Annotated in this window: 16 protein-coding genes; 7 read left to right on the top strand and 9 right to left on the bottom strand. The window is 65.5% G+C overall.

Going from position 1 to position 17,388, the window contains the following annotated elements:
- Positions 1-35: 35 nt before the first annotated feature.
- Entirely contained in the window at positions 36-839 is an 804-nt protein-coding gene (gene aqpZ / locus IEX24_RS11730) for an aquaporin Z (RefSeq protein WP_188679060.1), read from the bottom strand.
- Between the two features lie 237 nt (positions 840-1,076).
- On the opposite strand from aqpZ, the gene IEX24_RS11725 reads away from it, so the two are divergent.
- The 6 genes from IEX24_RS11725 (at position 1,077) to pip (ending at position 6,678) form a co-directional block, all read left to right on the top strand.
- Positions 1,077-2,126, top strand: coding sequence for an ABC transporter ATP-binding protein (locus tag IEX24_RS11725; RefSeq protein WP_188678480.1), 1,050 nt, complete (start codon positions 1,077-1,079; stop codon positions 2,124-2,126).
- The gene (locus IEX24_RS11720; protein WP_188678478.1) at positions 2,123-2,950 is read left to right on the top strand and encodes an ABC transporter permease; all 828 of its coding nucleotides are present in this window, start codon (positions 2,123-2,125) and stop codon (positions 2,948-2,950) included. The genes IEX24_RS11725 and IEX24_RS11720 overlap by 4 nt, the downstream gene beginning before the upstream one ends.
- Before the next feature lie 2 nt (positions 2,951-2,952).
- Positions 2,953-4,425 carry a sensor histidine kinase gene (locus IEX24_RS11715; RefSeq protein WP_188678476.1) on the top strand — a complete coding sequence of 491 codons (1,473 nt, stop codon included), beginning with the start codon at positions 2,953-2,955 and terminating at the stop codon, positions 4,423-4,425.
- On the top strand, positions 4,422-5,153 hold the full coding sequence (locus IEX24_RS11710; RefSeq protein WP_188678474.1) for a response regulator: 732 nt from the start codon (positions 4,422-4,424) through the stop codon (positions 5,151-5,153). The genes IEX24_RS11715 and IEX24_RS11710 overlap by 4 nt, the downstream gene beginning before the upstream one ends.
- A 150-nt stretch (positions 5,154-5,303) precedes the next feature.
- Entirely contained in the window at positions 5,304-5,648 is a 345-nt protein-coding gene (locus tag IEX24_RS11705; protein WP_188678472.1) for a hypothetical protein, read from the top strand.
- Positions 5,649-5,718: 70 nt separating this feature from the next.
- Positions 5,719-6,678, top strand: a complete 960-nt coding sequence (gene pip, locus IEX24_RS11700) for a prolyl aminopeptidase (protein ID WP_188678470.1) — start codon at positions 5,719-5,721, stop codon at positions 6,676-6,678.
- Positions 6,679-6,681: 3 nt separating this feature from the next.
- On the opposite strand, the gene IEX24_RS11695 is transcribed toward pip, so the two are convergent.
- Positions 6,682-8,166: a DHA2 family efflux MFS transporter permease subunit gene (locus tag IEX24_RS11695; RefSeq protein WP_188678468.1), complete on the bottom strand. Its 1,485-nt coding sequence runs from the start codon at positions 8,164-8,166 to the stop codon at positions 6,682-6,684.
- Positions 8,167-8,254: 88 nt separating this feature from the next.
- On the opposite strand from IEX24_RS11695, the gene IEX24_RS11690 reads away from it, so the two are divergent.
- Positions 8,255-8,869 (top strand): TetR/AcrR family transcriptional regulator, encoded by a 615-nt coding sequence (locus tag IEX24_RS11690; protein ID WP_188678466.1) that lies wholly within the window; start codon positions 8,255-8,257, stop codon positions 8,867-8,869.
- A gap of 36 nt (positions 8,870-8,905) precedes the next feature.
- Here IEX24_RS11690 and IEX24_RS11685 read toward each other — a convergent pair whose 3' ends face one another.
- The 7 genes from IEX24_RS11685 to IEX24_RS11650 form a co-directional block, all read right to left on the bottom strand.
- Entirely contained in the window at positions 8,906-9,757 is an 852-nt protein-coding gene (locus tag IEX24_RS11685) for a glucosamine-6-phosphate deaminase (RefSeq protein WP_188678464.1), read from the bottom strand.
- On the bottom strand, positions 9,757-10,842 hold the full coding sequence (locus tag IEX24_RS19605; RefSeq protein WP_203585987.1) for an ROK family protein: 1,086 nt from the start codon (positions 10,840-10,842) through the stop codon (positions 9,757-9,759). Before IEX24_RS19605 ends, IEX24_RS11685 begins: the two co-directional genes overlap by 1 nt.
- Positions 10,839-12,554, bottom strand: coding sequence for a glycoside hydrolase family 3 protein (locus tag IEX24_RS11670; protein ID WP_188678462.1), 1,716 nt, complete (start codon positions 12,552-12,554; stop codon positions 10,839-10,841). Before IEX24_RS11670 ends, IEX24_RS19605 begins: the two co-directional genes overlap by 4 nt.
- Positions 12,551-13,450 carry a carbohydrate ABC transporter permease gene (locus tag IEX24_RS11665; RefSeq protein ID WP_188679058.1) on the bottom strand — a complete coding sequence of 300 codons (900 nt, stop codon included), beginning with the start codon at positions 13,448-13,450 and terminating at the stop codon, positions 12,551-12,553. The genes IEX24_RS11670 and IEX24_RS11665 overlap by 4 nt, the downstream gene beginning before the upstream one ends.
- 89 nt (positions 13,451-13,539) lie before the next feature.
- Positions 13,540-14,514 (bottom strand): carbohydrate ABC transporter permease, encoded by a 975-nt coding sequence (locus IEX24_RS11660; protein ID WP_188678460.1) that lies wholly within the window; start codon positions 14,512-14,514, stop codon positions 13,540-13,542.
- 143 nt (positions 14,515-14,657) lie between these two features.
- Positions 14,658-15,932 (bottom strand): extracellular solute-binding protein, encoded by a 1,275-nt coding sequence (locus tag IEX24_RS11655; RefSeq protein WP_188678458.1) that lies wholly within the window; start codon positions 15,930-15,932, stop codon positions 14,658-14,660.
- A 118-nt stretch (positions 15,933-16,050) separates the two neighbouring features.
- On the bottom strand, positions 16,051-17,271 hold the full coding sequence (locus IEX24_RS11650) for an ROK family transcriptional regulator (protein WP_188678456.1): 1,221 nt from the start codon (positions 17,269-17,271) through the stop codon (positions 16,051-16,053).
- Between the last annotated feature and the right edge of the window lie 117 nt (positions 17,272-17,388).

The raw sequence follows: 17,388 nt of genomic DNA, 5'->3' as shown, positions 1-17,388 counted from the left end.
GGTGTGACGGTGTGACGGTGTGAAGGTGTGAAGCGTTATTTCTTGGCGCCCGCGGCACCCTTGCTGCCGGCGACGTACTTGACGCCGTCGAACAGGTACCGGTAGCTGAAACCCGCGATCAGCGCGCCCACAATGGGGAACACGATGAAGACCCAGAGCTGCGCGAGCCAGTCGCCGCCGCCGTAGATCGCCGTCGCGATGGAGCGAGCCGGGTTAATCGAAGCGTTGTCGACGGGAATCGAGATCAGCAGCAGCAGGGTCAGCGTGAAGCCGATCGCAATGGGCGCGAAGCCCGCGATAGCGTGCCGGGCGTTGGTGACTCCGAGAATCACGAACAAGAACACCGCGGTGATGACGATCTCGATGATGATGGCTGAGGCGAGGTTGAACCCGCCGGGTGAGTGGTCGCCGTACCCGTTCGAGACGAAACCACCCTTGACCGCGGCATCCAGAAACCCAGCAGGGCCGCCCGATGCGAGACCGAACACGGCGGTTGCGCCGACGATTGCGCCGACGAGCTGGGCGACGATGTACATGATCACGTCGCGCCAGGCGAAACGCCCGGCAGCGGCGAGCCCGAGGGTGACGGCCGGGTTGAAGTGGCCGCCCGAGATGGGGCCGAAGGCGTAGGCGCCGATCATCACGGTGAGACCGAGGGCGACGGCAACGCCCAGAAACCCCACGCCGAGCGGGTTGCCCGAGTCGTTACCGGGAAAAACGGCTGAGAACGTGGCCGTGCCGACGAGGCCGAACACGAGCAGAAAAGTACCCACCGCCTCAGCGATGAGGCGCGCGAGGGTCGATGGCTCGGCTGGTTCTGGTGCTTCGGGATATGACATGACGGGGCTCCCCACAGAGAAGTGCACCGCGGCAACAGTGTGCAGCGGTGCACGAGACAAGAATGACGTGAACAGGATGTTCGACAAGAACATACCGGAAACTCTCAGGTAGTACCGCAGTATGACAACGGGCGTCGGCGCCCGGGGCAAAGACCAGCCCGTAGACGGATGCCCTCACCTGCCCCCTGCTCATAGTGTCGTTAGTACACAAACCACAGATCTCGAGGAGATTGCACTGTGATCGAAGCTCATTCACTCACCAAGACGTACGGCGCCAAAACCGCCGTCGATCAGGTGAGCTTTACCGTTCGCCCCGGCCTCGTGACCGGATTTCTCGGCCCGAACGGGGCCGGCAAATCAACCACCATGCGCATGATCGTCGGCCTAGACCGACCCACGTCGGGCAGCGTCACCGTCAACGGTAGGGCCTACCGCGATTCGCATGCTCCGCTTCACGAAGTAGGTGTGCTGCTCGACGCGAAGGCGGTGCACTCGGGCCGCTCGGCGTACAGCCACCTGCTGGCACTCGGTGCGACACACGGCATCGGGGCATCCCGAGTCAAAGAGGTCATCGAGATGACCGGCCTCGACTCGGTGGCCAAGAAGCGCGTCGGCGGGTTCTCGCTCGGCATGGGCCAGCGGCTCGGCATCGCCGCTGCAATGATCGGTGACCCCGGCACCCTCATTCTCGACGAACCCGTCAACGGGCTCGACCCCGAAGGCGTGGTGTGGGTGCGCGAACTCGTGCGCTTTCTCGCGTCAGAGGGCCGCACGGTGCTGCTCTCGTCGCACCTGATGAGTGAGATGGCTTTGACGGCCGATCACATCATCGTGCTCGGCAAGGGCCGCGTTCTCGCCGATGCGCCGTTGGCCGAGATGATGAACGCCTCGACGGTCTCATCGGTTCGGGCGGTGAGCCCGCAGGCCGGCGACATCGCACGGCTGCTGGTCTCGCCCGACGTCACGATCACCAGCGTGGATGCGCAAACGCTCGAAATCACCGGCTTGACCTCGGCGGCCGTCGGTGAGGCTGCGGCGCGCGCCGGCCTCGTGCTGCACGAGCTGACGCCGCTCAAGGGTTCGCTCGAAGACGCCTACATGAACCTCACCGCAGATTCGGTGGAATACCGAACGCAGTCTGCTGTGACGCACCCCGCTGCGACCCAGGCTGCCGCGCCTCAGACTGCTGCCCCTCAGGCTGCCGCGCCACAGGCTGCCGCGCCTCAAGCCGCCGCGGCGCAATCCGCTCCTTCTCAGCCCGCTTCGAACCCGGAGGTCTCACGATGACTACCGCCGCCCCGGCCCCCGTGGCCTCGACTCACCACGCCTCGAGCATCCGCCTCAGCACTGGAGGCATTCTGCGCTCGGAGTGGATCAAACTGCGCACGCTGCGCTCGACGGTGTGGGCGTACGCCATCATGCTCGTCATTCAGATCGCGTTCGGCCTGCTCATCGTTTCGGTCAGCGTCAACCGCGAGGGCTTCGCGCGAACCGCCTCTGCCGGCGATGCCGGTGGTCTCGCCACGTTCGGCGCCGTCAGCGGTGTCGCCTTCGCCCAGCTCGTGGTGTCGGTGCTCGGCGTGATGGTGATCGCCGGCGAATACACCACCGGCCAGATTCGGTCGAGTCTGGTGGCCGTACCGAAACGTCTGGCCGTGCTCTGGGCGAAGATCGTGGTGTTCGGCGTTGTCACGTTCATCGTGTCGCTCGTCGGCATTCTGCTCACCTACCTGGTGACGTCGCCGATTCTGGCGGGGGCCGGCGTCTCGTCGAGCCTTTTCGATGACGGGGTGTTTCTGACCTTCGTCGGCGCCGCCGGGTACCTCGCGCTGATCGGCATTCTCGCCCTCGTGATCGGCGCCGTTGTGCGCAGCACGGCTGGCGGAATCGCGGTTGCGCTCGGCTTGCTGCTCGTGGCACCCGCGGTGTTCTCACTGATTCCGGCCGACTGGGCGCACTCCATCGCCGACTGGCTGCCCGGTTCTGCCGGTGGTGACATCTACTCCAGCGGCGGCACGTTCGAATGGTGGCAGGCCCTGCTCATTGTGATCGGCTGGATCGTTGTGGTCGGTGCGGCTGCGGCAACACTGCTGCGCAGGAGAGATGCTTAGGTATGACTAAGTCACGGCGCCCGGTCGCCCCACCCGAAGCGGTGGGCGCGGCCGGGCGTCGTGCTGTGCCCGGTGCGGTGCCTGCTGTTTCGGCCGAGGTGCGGGCTGGTGCGCCAGCTCGCATGCCGGCTGGGGTGCCGGCGGGGGTGCTCACGCCCGATGCGACGGCGGATGCTCTGCGGCTGCCCCGGCCGCCAGGGGTCTTTCGCATCTTCTTCGCGCGCCACCCGTGGTTCGTCGACGGGGTCTTAGTGGGTCTGTTCGTGCTGCCCGCGGCCCTCTACGTCACCCTGCAAGCGTTCAGACTGACGCCGACCGACCCCCCGCTGGTCTGGTCGCTGGTGGCAATCGCCGGGGCGGCGCTGATGGCGGTGGGCATTTTGTTTCGCCGCGCGCATCCATACCTGCTTGTCGGCGCGGTCGTGCTGGGATTCATTCTGGTGTTTCCCGTGTACGGGTCGCTGATGATCGTTCCCGCGGTGGTCGCCACCTACGCGGTTGCCGTTTATGCGTCGGTGCGATCGGCGTGGGTTTCGTTCGGGGTGCTGGCCGTGGCCCTCGGGGTGGCGAGTGTCATCGTGGCGCACGGCAGACTGGCCGATGCAGTGGGCATGTCGTTGTCGCTCGGTTTTCTGATGCTCATCGCCACACTCATCGGCGTGAATGTGGGTAACCGCAAACGGTACGTCGAGGCGCTGCTCGATCGAGCAGCCCAACTCGCACGGGAGCGTGATCAGCAGGCTTTGCTCGCAACCATCTCTGAGCGCGCCCGAATCGCGCGCGAGATGCACGACATTGTGGCGCACAGCCTGACGGTGATGGTGGCGCTCGCAGACGGCGCAGACGCGACCGCGGGGCGCGACGCCGATCGGGCGCGCGCGGCCATGCGGCAGGTGGCCGAAACGGGGCGGACTGCGCTCGCCGACATGCGGGTGGTGCTGGGGGTTCTGGCAGAGCCGGTCGAGCTGGGCGAGGCGGGCGAGCTGGGTGACGGTGAGGTCGGCGCTCGCTCCGGTGAGGGTGAGGGTGGTGCTGGGGCGGCTCAGGCCGACGCGAGCCGGGCGCTCTTGGCGCCGCAGCCCGGCAATGACGCGCTCAGGCCGCTCATCGAGTCATTTCGCGGCGCGGGAATGGTGGTGCACTTCACCGTTTCGGGAGCGCCGGTGACTGACACGGGTGTGCAGGTGATGATCTTTCGTGTGCTGCAAGAGGCGCTGACGAACAGTCTGCGGTACGCTCCGAACCCGAAACACGTGGCGGTTACCCTCGGGTTCACCCAGAAAGAGATTCGATTGAGTGTGAACGATGTGGGGCAAGCGCAAGAACGAATTCCGTCGGTCGGCTCGGGTCGGGGAGTGATCGGCATGCGCGAGCGGGTGGCCGCCTTTGGCGGAACGCTCGAAGCCGGGCCCACCACGGCCGGCGGCTGGCAGGTGCTGGCGCGGGTGCCGCTCAGCGCACGGGGTGAGTCATGAGCGACACAGAGACCGTGCGAATTCTGCTCGTCGACGATCAGCCGCTGCTGCGTATGGGCTTTCGGATGGTGCTCGAAGCCGAGCCCGGGTTTGCGGTGGTGGGCGAGGCGGCCGACGGCGCGGCCGGTGTGGCAGCCGCTGTTGCCGAAGCGCCTGACGTGATTCTGATGGATGTTCGCATGCCCGTCATGAACGGCATCGACGCCACCGCGGCCATCGCAGCTCAGGCCCCCAGCAGCAGGGTTCTCATTCTGACCACGTTCGATCTCGACGAGTACGCCTTCGCCGCCCTCCGCGCGGGCGCCAGTGGATTCATGCTGAAAGACGCGCGCCCGGCCGAACTCGTGGCGGCGATTCGGGCCGTGGCGGCAGGTGACGCCGTGGTGTCGCCGCGGGTGACGAAACAGCTGCTGGAGCTGTTCGGGGCGAAGTTGCCGAGTGCGAGTGCGAGTGCGAGTGCGGGCGACGGGGCGAACGCGGGCGCGGGCGGTGCGGGCGCTGCCGAGCATCCTCTCGCCCAGAGCGACGGCCGGCTCGAGGCGCTCACCGATCGCGAACGCGAAGTGCTCACCGCCATCGCCGAAGGGCTCACGAACACCGAGATCGCGGCGCGGCTCGTGGTGTCGGAGTCGACGGTGAAAACGCACGTGGGGCGAGTGCTGCAGAAGCTCGGCGCGAGAGATCGAGTGCAGGCGGTCATCTTTGCCTACGAAACAGGGCTAGTCTGACGCTCAACCTCAGGAGCTCCGGTTCGGCCGTTGCGGCTGAGCACGAGCCCGAAGTCGACCTGTATCGATAGCGAGCGCTAGGGGCTATCAGGCTCATCGGGTCTGCGCAACGCCCTTGCTCCTGTTGCCCTGGCGCACGAGTGTTGAAGAATGAAACGAATCTCTTACAGCGGTGGGTCGTTCTTGACGACCGACAGCGTCGCCGGTGCGCTACTGCATTTCGTCGCGGCGCTCGGGTCGAGCCATCGGGCTGAGGCCATTGAGATTCCCGTGCTGCATGACGATGGGCGCGAAGACACCATACAGCTCGTCATCGGGCCGGCGAGTGAGCTCGTGAGCGTGTCAGAGGCCACGTCTTTCGCCGAACCCGACTCGAGCGCGGCGGTCGAGAATCTGCACAAACGCACGGAGTCGCTGGCGGTGCCGAGGCCCGTCGCGGCCGACAGCGCCGATTCGGCTGTGGTCGCCACAGATTATGACTTCGACGACCTGTGATCTGTGGCAGAGGCGCTGTGCGGGTGGGCGTGGCGCGGCGTAAAAGTTCTGAGCGGCTTAAGCTCTGAGCATGCGCACTCTCTACCCCGAGATCGAACCCGACGAAATCGGCTTTCTGCCAGTGAGCGACGGCCAAGAGCTTTACTGGGAGACCAGCGGCAACCCCGCGGGTAAGCCCGTCGTGTTTTTGCACGGCGGCCCCGGCGGCGGCACGAGTGCGGCGCATCGGCGACTCTTCGATCCCGCGAAGTACCGCATTGTGCTCTTCGACCAGCGCGGCTGCGGGCTCAGCCTGCCGCACGTGAGCGAATCGGCCGATCACCTCGCCGCGAACACCACCTGGCATCTGGTTCGCGACATCGAGAAACTACGTGAGCATCTGAACGTCGAGCGCTGGCAGGTGTTCGGCGGCTCCTGGGGTAGTGCGTTGGCGCTTGCCTACGCCGAGACGCACCCCGAGCGGGTCACCGAACTCGTGCTGCGCGGCATCTTCACGCTGCGCAAGCGCGAGCTCGACTGGTTCTACGAGGGTGGCGCTCGGCTCATCGTTCCCGAATTGTGGCAGACGTTTTTGGAGCCGGTGGCGCACGCCGAGGGGCGGCACCTGATTCGCGCCTATCACGAGCTGTTGAGCAACCCCGACCCGAGCATCCACGGGCCTGCGGCTGTCGCCTGGGCCACCTGGGAGGCGTCGACGATTACGCTGCAGCCTCGCGCCGACCTCATTGCGAAGTTCTCAGACCCGACGTATGCGCTGGCGTTCGCGCGCATCGAGAACCACTACTTCGTGAACGAGGGCTGGTTCGACGAGGGCCAGCTCATCGCGCACGCGGGGCTGTTGCGCGAGATTCCGGGTGCCATCGTGCAGGGGCGGTACGACCTCTGTACCCCGGCGATCACCGCATACGATCTGCACGAGGCGTGGCCCGAGGCGTCATTCACGGTGATTCAGGATGCTGGGCACTCGTTCGACGAGCCGGGCATCCTCGACGCGCTGATCGAGGCGACCGACCGATTCGCTGACCTGTAGCACCTAGGTCGCCGAGCCTGCGTGCTGTGGCGCGCGACCGGAGGGCAAGAAGAAGCCGACGAGAGCCGAGAGCGCGAGCACTGCGGCGCCCACCATGACGGCGGGGATGGCCGCGTCGACGTAACCCGTGGGGGTCAGCTGACCGCCGTGACCTGTGAAGACCGCCGTGAGTACCGCGATGCCGAGCGCCACCCCGATCTCGCGCAGGGTGGAGTTCGTGCCCGACGCTTTGGCCTGGTCGGCCGGTGCCATGTTCACGAGCACCGCGGTGGAGACCGGAGCGAAGACGAGGCCCATGCCGATTCCGGCGATCAAGAACGGCCCCAGCATGGCGAGATAGGCCGTGTCAGGCGTCATGACGAGCGCCAGCCAGAACAGCCCGGCGGCTTGCAGCGCCAGACCCACGATGATGAGCGGGCGAGTGCCGATGCGGGGCGTGATGAAGCCCGTGAGGGGTGCGACGATGAGCGGCGCCGCCGTCCACGGGGTGGTCATCAGGCCGGCCTCGAGCGGGGAGTGACCCTGAACGATCTGCAAGTACTGAATGAGAATGAACACCGAGCCGAAGATGCCGAAACTGAAGGTCATACCGATGATGTTGGCCACGGTGAAGCTTCGGTCGCGAAACAGTCGCAGCGGCAACAGGGGTGCGGATGTGCGTGACTCCCACAGAATGAACGCCGCGAGCAGCACCGCGCCCGCCGCGAGCGAACCGTCGACCTCGAAGCTCGACCAGCCCGCATCGTTGCCGCGCACGATGCCGTAGACAATGGCGAGCACACCCGTTCCCACGAGCAGCAGACCGAGAATGTCGGCGCGAAGCTTGGCGCCGAAGGTGTTCGGCAGGGCGATCAGCGCGAGCGGAATCGCGATGATGCCCACCGGAACGTTCAGCCAGAAGATGGCCTGCCAGTCGAAGCCCTGAATGACGGCTCCGCCGATGAGCGGGCCGAGGGCCACGCCAAGACCTGAGACTCCGCCCCAGATGCCGATGGCGAGCGGCCGCATTTTGGTGCTGACCGAGCCGACCAGCAGCGTCAGCGACAGGGGCATGAGCGCCGCCGCGCCGACGCCCTGAAACGCGCGGCCGACGATGAGCATCCACGATTCGGTGCTGAGTGCGGAGAATATCGACGCGGCCGTGAACAGCGCGATGCCGAACACGAACACGCTTCGGCGGCCGAGCCGGTCACCAACCGCCACCGCCATCAGCATGAACGTGGCGAACGAGAGCGTGTAGGCGTTCACGAACCACTGAAGCTCACTGATCGAGGCATTCAGGTCGGTGCGGATGACCGGCAGCGCGCTCGTCATGATGAGGTTGTCGAGCGTGGCCATGAACATGGGCAGTGACGCCGCAACGATAGCGAGCCAGATGGGAATGCGGCGACGCGATGAGGTTTCGGGCTCGATGTCGACGGCCGGGCCGACGGCTGGTCCAGCGGCTGGGCCGACGCCGGAAGCGGGCTGTGTGGAGGCGGAGGTCATGGTCGTCTCGATTCACGAAAAGAAGCGGCGGATGATTAGTTATCGATCGATTACTTAGACTTTAGTTATCAACTGATACCATGTCAATATGACGATTTCAGCTCCCGTGACCCGAATGAAAAGCGGTGAGCGTCGCGAACTGATTCTCGAAGCCGCAACCGAGGTTTTCGCTGAGACTGGTTACGTCGGAACAACGACCGCCGACATCGCGCGGGCCGCCGGCGTGAGTCAGCCTTACGTGGTGCGCCTGTTCGGCACGAAAGAGCAACTCTTTCTCGACGTGATTCAGCGGGCGCTCGACGTGCTGCTCGCGGCGTTTCGGGGTGCGCTCGACGACGCGACGTCTGACGTTCCACTCGGTAAGCGCATGGCGCTGGCCTACGTCAATCAGCTCAACCAGCACGGCCTGCTGTTGTCGCTGATGCATGCGTTCGTCTTGGGGCGAGACCCGGTGATCGGGGCGGCCGCGCGGGCCGGCTTCATGAAGGTCTACCGATTCTTGCGCGATGACGCCGGGTTCGACCCCCTCGAGGTGCAGAACTTTTTGGCCTCAGGGATGCTCGTCAACACCATGATCGGCATCGACATGGTCGAAGACTACGACGGCGACCCCGATGTGCGGGAGCTGATGGAATGCGCGTTTCCCGAGAAACTCGACATGGTTCGGGCGCTGGCGAGCCAGCGTGAGCAGGAGCAGCGCTAGAGCTGTTGTTGTTGTTGCTCAGCGGTGCTGTGGTCGCTAGAGCTGCTGCCAGGATGGGCGGTTCTGCCATGCGTGCCGATAGTAGTCGGCGTTCGCCAGGGCGGCGGCCGCCTGCTCGTCGACGATCACGGTGGCGTGCGCGTGCAGCTGGATGACCGAGGCGGGCTGGCTCGCCGTGAGGGGCCCTTCGACGGCAGCCGCTACTGCGGCAGCCTTGGCCGGTCCGTAGGCCAGCAGCACGAGGTGACGCGCTCGGAGTATCGTGCCGAGGCCCTGGGTGACGCAGTGCATCGGTACGGCATCCGGAGTCTCGAAGAACCGGGCGTTGTCACGCCGGGTCTGCTCGGTGAGCGTTTTCACGCGAGTGAGCGACGCGAATGACGAGCCGGGCTCGTTGAAACCGATGTGCCCGTCGGTGCCGATGCCGAGAATCTGCAGGTCGATTCCGCCGGCCGCGACGATGGCGCGTTCGTAGTCGTCACCAGCGGTTGCGGCGGCTTCTGCCGACCCGTTGGGCACATGGATGTTCGTGGGAGTCAACCCCAGAGGCTCAACCACTTCGCGGGTGATGACCGTGCGGTAGCTCTGCGGGTGCCCCGGCGGCAACCCGAGGTACTCGTCGAGGGCGAATCCGCGCACACGACTGAGGTCGAGAGTCTCGGCGCCGGAAATATTGGTGCCGGAAATTTTGGCACCGGAAATTTTGGTGCCGGGAAGCTTGGCACTGGCTGCCGCGCGCTCGGCGAGGGCTGCGTAGGTCGAGAGCGGAGTGGAGCCGGTGGCGAGGCCGAGAACGGCGGTGGGCTTTCGGGCGATGAGGCGAACGATGGCGTCGGCGGCCAGGTGGCCGGCCTCGGCCGCGTTCGCGACGATGACGACTTCGGCCATCAGGCGGTGGCCTCTGAGGTGGGAACCAGAGTGGGGGTGCTGGGGCTCGCGGGTGGGGTCACGCCTACGAGCGCGGCGCCGACGGCTGCCGCCGGAAAGCCCTCGGGCAGCAACTCGACTCGGCGCCCGAGGTCGAGGGAGGCGATGAACGGGGATGATTCGGCCCACTCGGCGAGCACCTCGGTGACCGCGTCGAGCAGGGGTGCCCCCAGGTTGCTGAGGCCGCCGCCGATGACGACGGTGTCGACGTCGACCGTGAGCACGAGAATGCGCACGGCCGAGGCGATGCCGTCGATGAACCAGCTGCGAATGTCGGCAGCGTGGGGGTCGCCGGCATCCGCTGCGGCGAAGAGCGACTGGGCCGGTTTCGGGTCGTCGGTCTGCCATTGGCGGGCGATTCCCGAGCCCGACGCCACCGTCTCGAGGCAACCCCGCTGGCCGCAGGGGCAGAGAGCTCCGCTCGGGTCGATGGGAATGTGGCCGATTTCACCGGCCGCGCCCCACGAACCGCGCCACAGTTCGCCGTTCAGCACGATGCCGGCGGCGAGGCCGGTGCCGAGGTTCAAGTAGGCCATCGACGGGGGAGCCTGGTCGGTTTCGCTGTGGCGAGACTCGCCGGTGCCGGTGCCGGTGCCGGTGCTGGTGCTGGTGCTGGTGTCGGTGTCGGCATGGGTGGCGGGGCCGGGGATGCGGCTTAGGCCGGGGCTCGCGGCCCGGGATGCGCCGATCAGTGAGTAAGCGCCCAGTGCTGCCGCCTTCACGTCGTTTTCGACTCGAACCCGCACCGAGAGCCGCTCTTCGAGGGCGTCGCCGAGGTCGAGGGTGTCGAAACCGAGGTTGACGGCGTGCGAGACGTGACCCGAGGTGCTGTCGACGGTTCCGGGAATGCCGATGCCGACGGAGCGCACGTCGCCGAGCCGCAGGCCGGTACGTTCGAGCAGCAACTCGATGGCGTCGACGGCAGACTGCACCACGGCGTCTGCGCCGAACCCGGTCACGAGGCGAATGCGCTCGATAATGCTGCCGTCGTCGCTGATGACCACCGCGTCGGTCTTGGTGCCGCCGATGTCGATGCCGATTCTCAACGAACAACCCCTTCGTAAGTGTGCGTGTGCTGCATAATCGTTCGAGTGGCGTCGTTCGATGCGGCAAAGAGCGAAAGCAGCGCTTCGCCGACGAGCCGCGAGGCGCCGAATGTGGCGATGTCGGCGTACCTGCGGTCGGGTGCGGGCCAGCCCATGTCAATGACGAGCACCGAGTTCGAACGTCGAAGGCGATCGATGAGCCTGGTGACCCAGGGGGTCAGGTGATTGGCCGTGCCGATCACTACGATGCGTGAGCCCGTGAAGTCGGGGTCGGCCGCGAGCTTCTTGAGCGGGCCGGCCGATTTCTCGGTGACCGTGATGACGTTGGCGGCATGCCAGGCATCAGGCGTGAATTGCGCATAGTGCGGGTCGTGAGCTGTTGCGTGCTGGCGGAGGTTGGCGTGCTCGCGAAGCTCTGCCTGCTCGTCGAGATGAGCGAACGGACCCCAGGGTACGGTGCCGATGGCCTCGTTCGGCACGGTGTGAAGTCGCACCACGACATCGGGTGGCCCGTTCTGCAACCACGCCCGGGCCTCACTATTCAGCTCGAAGGTGGCAGCGATGCGAGCCGGTTCGGGCAGGTGGGTGGCTGTGCGCGGGTCAGTCGACTCGGGCGCCTCGGCCGACTCTGCTGATTCCGGCCGCACGGCCGACTCTGCTGATTCCGGCCGCACGGCCGACGCTGCTAATTCCGGGCGCACGGCCGCCTCTGCCAACTCGGCGCCCAACGAGCGCACGGCTGTTGCTGCATCGCCGAGCCGCGTGCCGGTGAGCCGACCGTCGTCGAGAGCCGCGAGGAGTGCGCGCTCGACCTCGGCGAGCTGAGCATCCGTATTCTTGGTGCCGATGCAGAGCAGGTCGCAACCGGAGGCCAGTGCCTGTACGGCCGCCTCGGGAATGCCGATTGAACCGCTCGCGCCCGCCATGTCGAGGGCGTCGCTGACCACAACGCCATCAAAACCGAGTTCGGTGCGCAACAACCCCTGCAGAATGCGTGACGAAAGGGTAGCCGGATGCTCGGAGTCGAGGTGAGGCAACAGAATGTGCGACGTCATGATGGTTCGCACTTCGGCGGCGATGGCCGAGGCGAATGGCACGAGCTCGCGCGCTCGCAGCACCTCGAGGGGCACGTCGACCACGGGCAGCGAACGGTGTGAATCGGCGGCGGTGTCACCGTGACCCGGAAAGTGCTTGGCGCTCGCCGCGACGCCGGTCGATTGGAGCCCGTGCACCCAGGCGGCGCTGTGCCGGGCAACGAGCTCGGCGTCGGCGCCGAAACTCCGAACCCCGATGACCGGGTTGTTCGGGTTGGAATTGACGTCGACATCGGGCGCGAAGGCGAGGTTCACCCCGGCCCCTCGCAGAGCCACGCCTACGGCGCGGGCTACCGCCTCGGTTTGAGCGAGGTCGTCGAGGCGCCCGAGCACCGCGTTGCCGGGGTAGGGCGAGCCGATGTCGTAGAACAAGCGTGTGACGTCGCCGCCTTCTTCGTCGATGGCGATGATGGCGTGCGGGTTGGCTTCGCGAATGGCCGAAGTGAGGGCTGCCAGCTGGGGGAGCGACTCCACGTTCTCGCCGAAGAGGCAGACTCCGCCGAGCCCCTCGGCGAGCCGTGCGCTGAGCCAGGTGGGCAGAGTGATGCCCTCGAAGCCGGGCAGCAGTGTGGCAAGCACGGAGCGACGCCGGGAGTCGTGCTGGGTCTGCTCGATCATCCTTTCACCGCCCCGCTCATCAGCCCACTGGTCATGCGGCCCTGAACGATGAGAAAGAAGACCACGACGGGAATCGCCATGAGAGTGGAGCCGGCCATGATGGCCGCCCAGTCGGTGGTGCCATTCGCCTGCTGAAACGTGCGCAGCCAGACCGGCAGTGTCTGCGACGCGGGCCGTGACATCACCACGAGAGCGAGAACGAACTCGTTCCAGGCTTGAATGAAGCCGAAAACGCCAGTTGCAACGAGACCGGGGGCGAGCAGCGGAAACGTGATCTTCCAGAACGCTCCGGTTCGCGAGAGGCCGTCGATCATGGCCGCCTCTTCGAGCTCTACCGGTACACCGTTGACGAAGCCGCGCAGCGTCCAGATGGTGAACGGCAGAACGGTGGCAACGTACACCAGGGTCAGCCCGGCGATGGTGTTCAGCAGCGACCAGCTATCGAGCACGCGGTAGGTCGACACGATCATGGCCTCGGCCGGAATCATCTGAATGATGAGAATCGAGAGGATGAACGCCTTGCGCCCCTTGAACCGAAACCGCGTCACGGCGAGCGAGGCGAGAAACGCGAACACCAGGGCGATGACTACCGTGAGCAACGTCACCGCGAGAGAATTCATCAACGCTGGCAGAAACGGCGAACGCGATGGCTCGAAGAGCACGGTGACGTAGTTGCCGAGCGTGAAGTCTTTCGGAAAGAAGTTCGGCACCGGGGTGCGAATTTCGTTGTTCGGCTGCAAAGAGGTGTTGATCATCCAGTAGACCGGAAACACCGAGCAGAGAAAGATCACAGCCGCGACGGCGCTGAAGATGATATTCGTGACGCGCCGCTTCACGCGGGGGCCAGAGACCTGGTAGCGGCGAACCCCGTTACGCGCCGAGGGTGGAACGATCATGGCGGAGACGGCCGAGGTCAGCGCCTTCGATTCGACGGATGTCTCGTGGGGCTGGGTTGGGCTGTCGGGCTGCGTTCGGGTGGGCGTGCTCACAGCTCCTCCTCTTTGATGACCTGGCGAACGTAGAAGATGGAGATGGCCATCATGATGATGACCATGATCACGGCGATGGCGCCGCCGGCGCCGTAGTCTCCGGTGCCGAGCGAGGTCTGGTAGATGTAGACCCCGAGAGTGGAGGTCTGCTCTCTGATGCCGCCGATGCCCTGCAGAGCGAACACTTGCGTGAAGACTCGGAGATCCCAGATGATCTGCAGAATCGTGACCACCACGAAAATCGACTTGAGGTAGGGAAAGATCACCAGGCGAAAGCGCTGCACCGCGCCGGCGCCGTCGAGTTGCGCGGCCTCGAGCACTTCGTCAGGCACCTGCGTAAGACCGGCGTAGATGGTGAAGGCGACGAAGGGCACCGACTGCCACACGATGATGATGGCGGCGACGGCGAAGAAGCTGATGGGGTTGATCAGCCAGGAGTGGCCGATGAAGTTGATGCCGGTGACCTGGGTGAGTACGTAATTGACCACACCGAACTGGGTGTCGAAGAGCCAGCCCCACACGATGACGGCGGTGAGCGCGGGCATCGCCCAGGCAAGAAGCAGGCCCACCGAGATGAGTGTGCGAAAGAACTTATTGAGGCGGGTCATCAGCAGCGCGATGAGGGTGCCGAGACTCATGGTGACGACCACGTTCACGATGCAGAAGAGAAAGCTGCGAACGAGTACCTGCCAGAACTGCGGGTCGCCCAGCACTCGAACGTAGTTGCCGAACCCGATGAACGGGGCCGGCTGGCCGAAGACCTGTGCGCGGCCGTATTGCTGAAACGACACGATGACGAGCTGAACGAGGGGCCAGCCGATGACCACGATGAGAATCGCGGCGGCGGGCACGAGCAGGAGTGCCGGGGCGAGGCCCTTGCGAGCGAGCATCCGTCGCTTCGGGGCAGACTGCGGCGCCGCGGGCGGCGGCACGGTGCCGGGCCGCTCGCGAGTGCTGGTGGCAGAAGACATGAAGGTGGGGGCTTTCGTTACGATGATGAACGTGACTTCGCCTTCCTAGGGCTGAAACCACCTGGTGGATGTTCGGGGGCCTGGCGGGCAATGCCAAGCCCCCGAACGTTCCGTGCGCAGACGTACCGCGCCGACCGATCGGGCTATCCGTTCAGAATGGCGTCGATCTTTGTGTCGATATCGGCCGCGAGCGTGGGAATGTCGCCGCCCTGCGCGATCTTCACGAAGAAGTCTTGCAAGATGTTGGCGGCCTCGACGTCTGCCCATTTCGGTGAAGCGGGCGTCAGCTTGGCGTTGGCGGCAGCCGCGGCGGTCGCCTTGGCAACATCGTCAGTGCCCAGTGTCGAAGCCAGCGACTTCTTTGCGGGAACCAGGCCGGCCTTACCGAGAATGGTCTGGTAGTCGTCGCTCAGCATGATCTTCAGCGCGCTGTAGGCGAGGTCGGGGTGAGCCGACTTCGCCGCGATGGCGATGTTCGATCCGCCGGCGAAGACTGAAGCGGCCCCGCCGTTCTTACCGGGCAGCGCGTACACGCCGAGGTTCGCCTCCTGGTCGGGGCAGCCTGGCGCAGACGAGGTGGTCGGGGCGAGAATGGAGCCCTTCACCCAGCTCGGAGCTGACAACTGAGCAACGGTGCCGGCGCAGAACGGAACCTGCGGGTCGGTTTCGTTGCCGTCTTTCGGTGCGACCGAAGCGGTGGTCATGACCTGCTGAACCTGCTTGAGCCCGGCGATGGCGCCCGCAGACTCGAAGCCCGCCTTCCAGGTGCCGTTGTCGTCGGTTGCGATCTCTCCGCCGTTCTCCCAGATGTAGGGGAGAGCGTTGTACCAGTCTTGACCGGGAAAGTAGATTCCCGAGACGCCGGGGTTCGCCGCCGCGAGAGTGACGCCGTCGGAGACGTACTGATCGAGCGTGGTCGGAACGCTGAGGCCCGAGGCCGCCATCAGGTCTTTCTTGTAGAAGACCAGGCGAGCGCCCGAGTAGTACGGCGCGGCGTAGAACTTGCCGTTGTACGTGCCGGCCGTCACGAAGCCGGGCAGCAGGTCGTCGCCGCCGAGGTCTTGGTACTTGTCGGTGAGGTCTTCGAAGGCGCCGGCCGAGGTGAACGCGGCGGCCTGCGTGTTGCCGACCTCCACCACGTCAGGGCTGTCGCTGCCCGAGAGGCTGGTGGTGAGCTTGTCGACCAACCCCGTCCACGACTGCTCTTCGATGGTCAGCGTAGAACCGGGGTTCTGCGCCTCGAAGGTGGTCTTCAGGTAGTCACGAGCCGCCTGCGGAGTGTCGGTGCCGTTCAGCCAGACGCGAATGTTGCCCGCCTCTGGTGTGCTGCTACCCGATGAGGAGCCGCCTGACGAACAGGCCGCAAGGGCGAGCATGCTGGCCACACCGAGTGCGACCAGACCGAGCTTCTTTCTCATTGTTGTTACCTTTCCTAGGGCTGATTGTGTCGGCTGGGTGCCGACGTGTGATGCGTCTTGTGTGCAGTTGTGGAGAAGTGATGCAATGAGCCGGTTGTGGAGAGATCGTGGCCCGAGGCTACGAAACCCCGAGCTGGCCTGAGAGCACCATGACGGCCGCGCCGCGCAGAACGATGTTCTGCCCGAGCGTGGTCATCCGCAGCGTCAGATCACCGTGAAACTCGGCCATCGTTCTGTTGCGGAGGGTCTCGATGGTTGCCTGGGCAAGCGGCCCATCGAGAAGTTCGGTCGGGCCGCTCAACACAACCTCTGGCAGGTTGAGGGCGCCCACGATGGGAGCGAGGGCAATGCCGAGGCGCTGGCCGGCTTCGATCAGAATCAGGTTGGTACGGGCATCCACTTCTGCCTCGCTGGCACCGGATGCCCGTAGGACCTCGATGGCCAGGTTGAGGTTGGGCGTCGACAGCCAGGTCTCGAGGCAGCCGTGCTTGCCACAGACGCAGAGCGCGCCGCCGTCGGTGCCGACCACGACATGGCCGATCTCGCCCGCGGCGAAGCGGCTGCCGTAGAGCGGCGATCCGCCGAGCAGCAGGCCGGCGCCGACACCGTGGCCCACCTTGACGATCATCAGGTCGCCATCGGCGCCACCGAAACTGTGCTCGGCGAGGGCTGCGGCGTTGGCGTCGTTCGCCACAATGATGGCGTGTCCGAAGCGTGCCTCTACTTGAGCGCGCAGGTCGAGATTGTGCCAGCCGAGGTTCGGGGCGCTGAGCACCACGCCGTCGAGGTTGACCACACCCGGTGAGCCGATGCCGATGCCAAGCACGGGTGCAGTGGTCTTGGCGAGCAACTGCTCGGTGAGCGCCAGAACTTTCGCCACGGCGTCGTCGCCCGTGCTGCCGGCTAGAGCGATCTCGGCCTCGTTGAGAATCTGGCCGTCGAGATCGAGCACCGCGCCGCGAAAGAGGCTGTGCTCAGAGAGGTCGATGCCCACGATCTGAAAAGCAGAGCGGTCGATGTCGAGAATCGTGGCGGGTTTGCCCGGCCGGGCATCCTCTCGCTGACCCATCTCAATGACGAGGCGCTCGGCGATCAGGTCGTTGACGAGGTCAGAGACGGTCACCCGGGTCAGGCCCGTCTCGCGGGCGATGTCGGCGCGGCTCTGCCGGCCGGTGCGGTAGAGGGTCTGCAGCACGAGTGAACGATTGTGATTGCGAGCGTGCTCCGGCAGCACTTTTGTGCTGGGGCGCAGGGCGCGGCTCTGGGCGAATGCCAGGTGGGTGTGGGGGTGCGCGGGCTCCAAAGTCGAAGAGCCGCGCTGCCCTTCTGTTGCAGACATGTTTGTTAGTAAAGCTTACGAACAAACTCGACGCAAGCTGTTTTTCTGAAGTCGACCGCAAATTTACCCGTTCGTAACACGAGTGTTTTCGGCGTGACGCGCTCGGTCACCCGTAGT

The organism is Subtercola lobariae (genome assembly GCF_014640255.1).
GTDB classification, from domain to species: domain Bacteria; phylum Actinomycetota; class Actinomycetes; order Actinomycetales; family Microbacteriaceae; genus Subtercola; species Subtercola lobariae.
This window is presented reverse-complemented; position numbering and strand designations above follow the sequence as displayed.

Bases quoted from the DNA above. Each gene is read 5' to 3' on its own strand.
- IEX24_RS11650 (WP_188678456.1), bottom strand. From the start codon at position 17,271: ATGTCTGCAACAGAAGGGCAGCGCGGCTCTTCGACTTTGGAGCCCGCG.
- IEX24_RS11665 (WP_188679058.1), bottom strand. From the start codon at position 13,450: ATGATCGTTCCACCCTCGGCGCGTAACGGGGTTCGCCGCTACCAGGTC.
- IEX24_RS11685 (WP_188678464.1), bottom strand. From the start codon at position 9,757: ATGGCCGAAGTCGTCATCGTCGCGAACGCGGCCGAGGCCGGCCACCTG.
- IEX24_RS11710 (WP_188678474.1), top strand. From the start codon at position 4,422: ATGAGCGACACAGAGACCGTGCGAATTCTGCTCGTCGACGATCAGCCG.
- IEX24_RS11655 (WP_188678458.1), bottom strand. From the start codon at position 15,932: ATGAGAAAGAAGCTCGGTCTGGTCGCACTCGGTGTGGCCAGCATGCTC.
- IEX24_RS11715 (WP_188678476.1), top strand. From the start codon at position 2,953: ATGACTAAGTCACGGCGCCCGGTCGCCCCACCCGAAGCGGTGGGCGCG.
- aqpZ (WP_188679060.1), bottom strand. From the start codon at position 839: ATGTCATATCCCGAAGCACCAGAACCAGCCGAGCCATCGACCCTCGCG.
- IEX24_RS11705 (WP_188678472.1), top strand. From the start codon at position 5,304: ATGAAACGAATCTCTTACAGCGGTGGGTCGTTCTTGACGACCGACAGC.
- pip (WP_188678470.1), top strand. From the start codon at position 5,719: ATGCGCACTCTCTACCCCGAGATCGAACCCGACGAAATCGGCTTTCTG.
- IEX24_RS11720 (WP_188678478.1), top strand. From the start codon at position 2,123: ATGACTACCGCCGCCCCGGCCCCCGTGGCCTCGACTCACCACGCCTCG.
- IEX24_RS11660 (WP_188678460.1), bottom strand. From the start codon at position 14,514: ATGTCTTCTGCCACCAGCACTCGCGAGCGGCCCGGCACCGTGCCGCCG.
- IEX24_RS11670 (WP_188678462.1), bottom strand. From the start codon at position 12,554: ATGATCGAGCAGACCCAGCACGACTCCCGGCGTCGCTCCGTGCTTGCC.
- IEX24_RS11690 (WP_188678466.1), top strand. From the start codon at position 8,255: ATGACGATTTCAGCTCCCGTGACCCGAATGAAAAGCGGTGAGCGTCGC.
- IEX24_RS11695 (WP_188678468.1), bottom strand. From the start codon at position 8,166: ATGACCTCCGCCTCCACACAGCCCGCTTCCGGCGTCGGCCCAGCCGCT.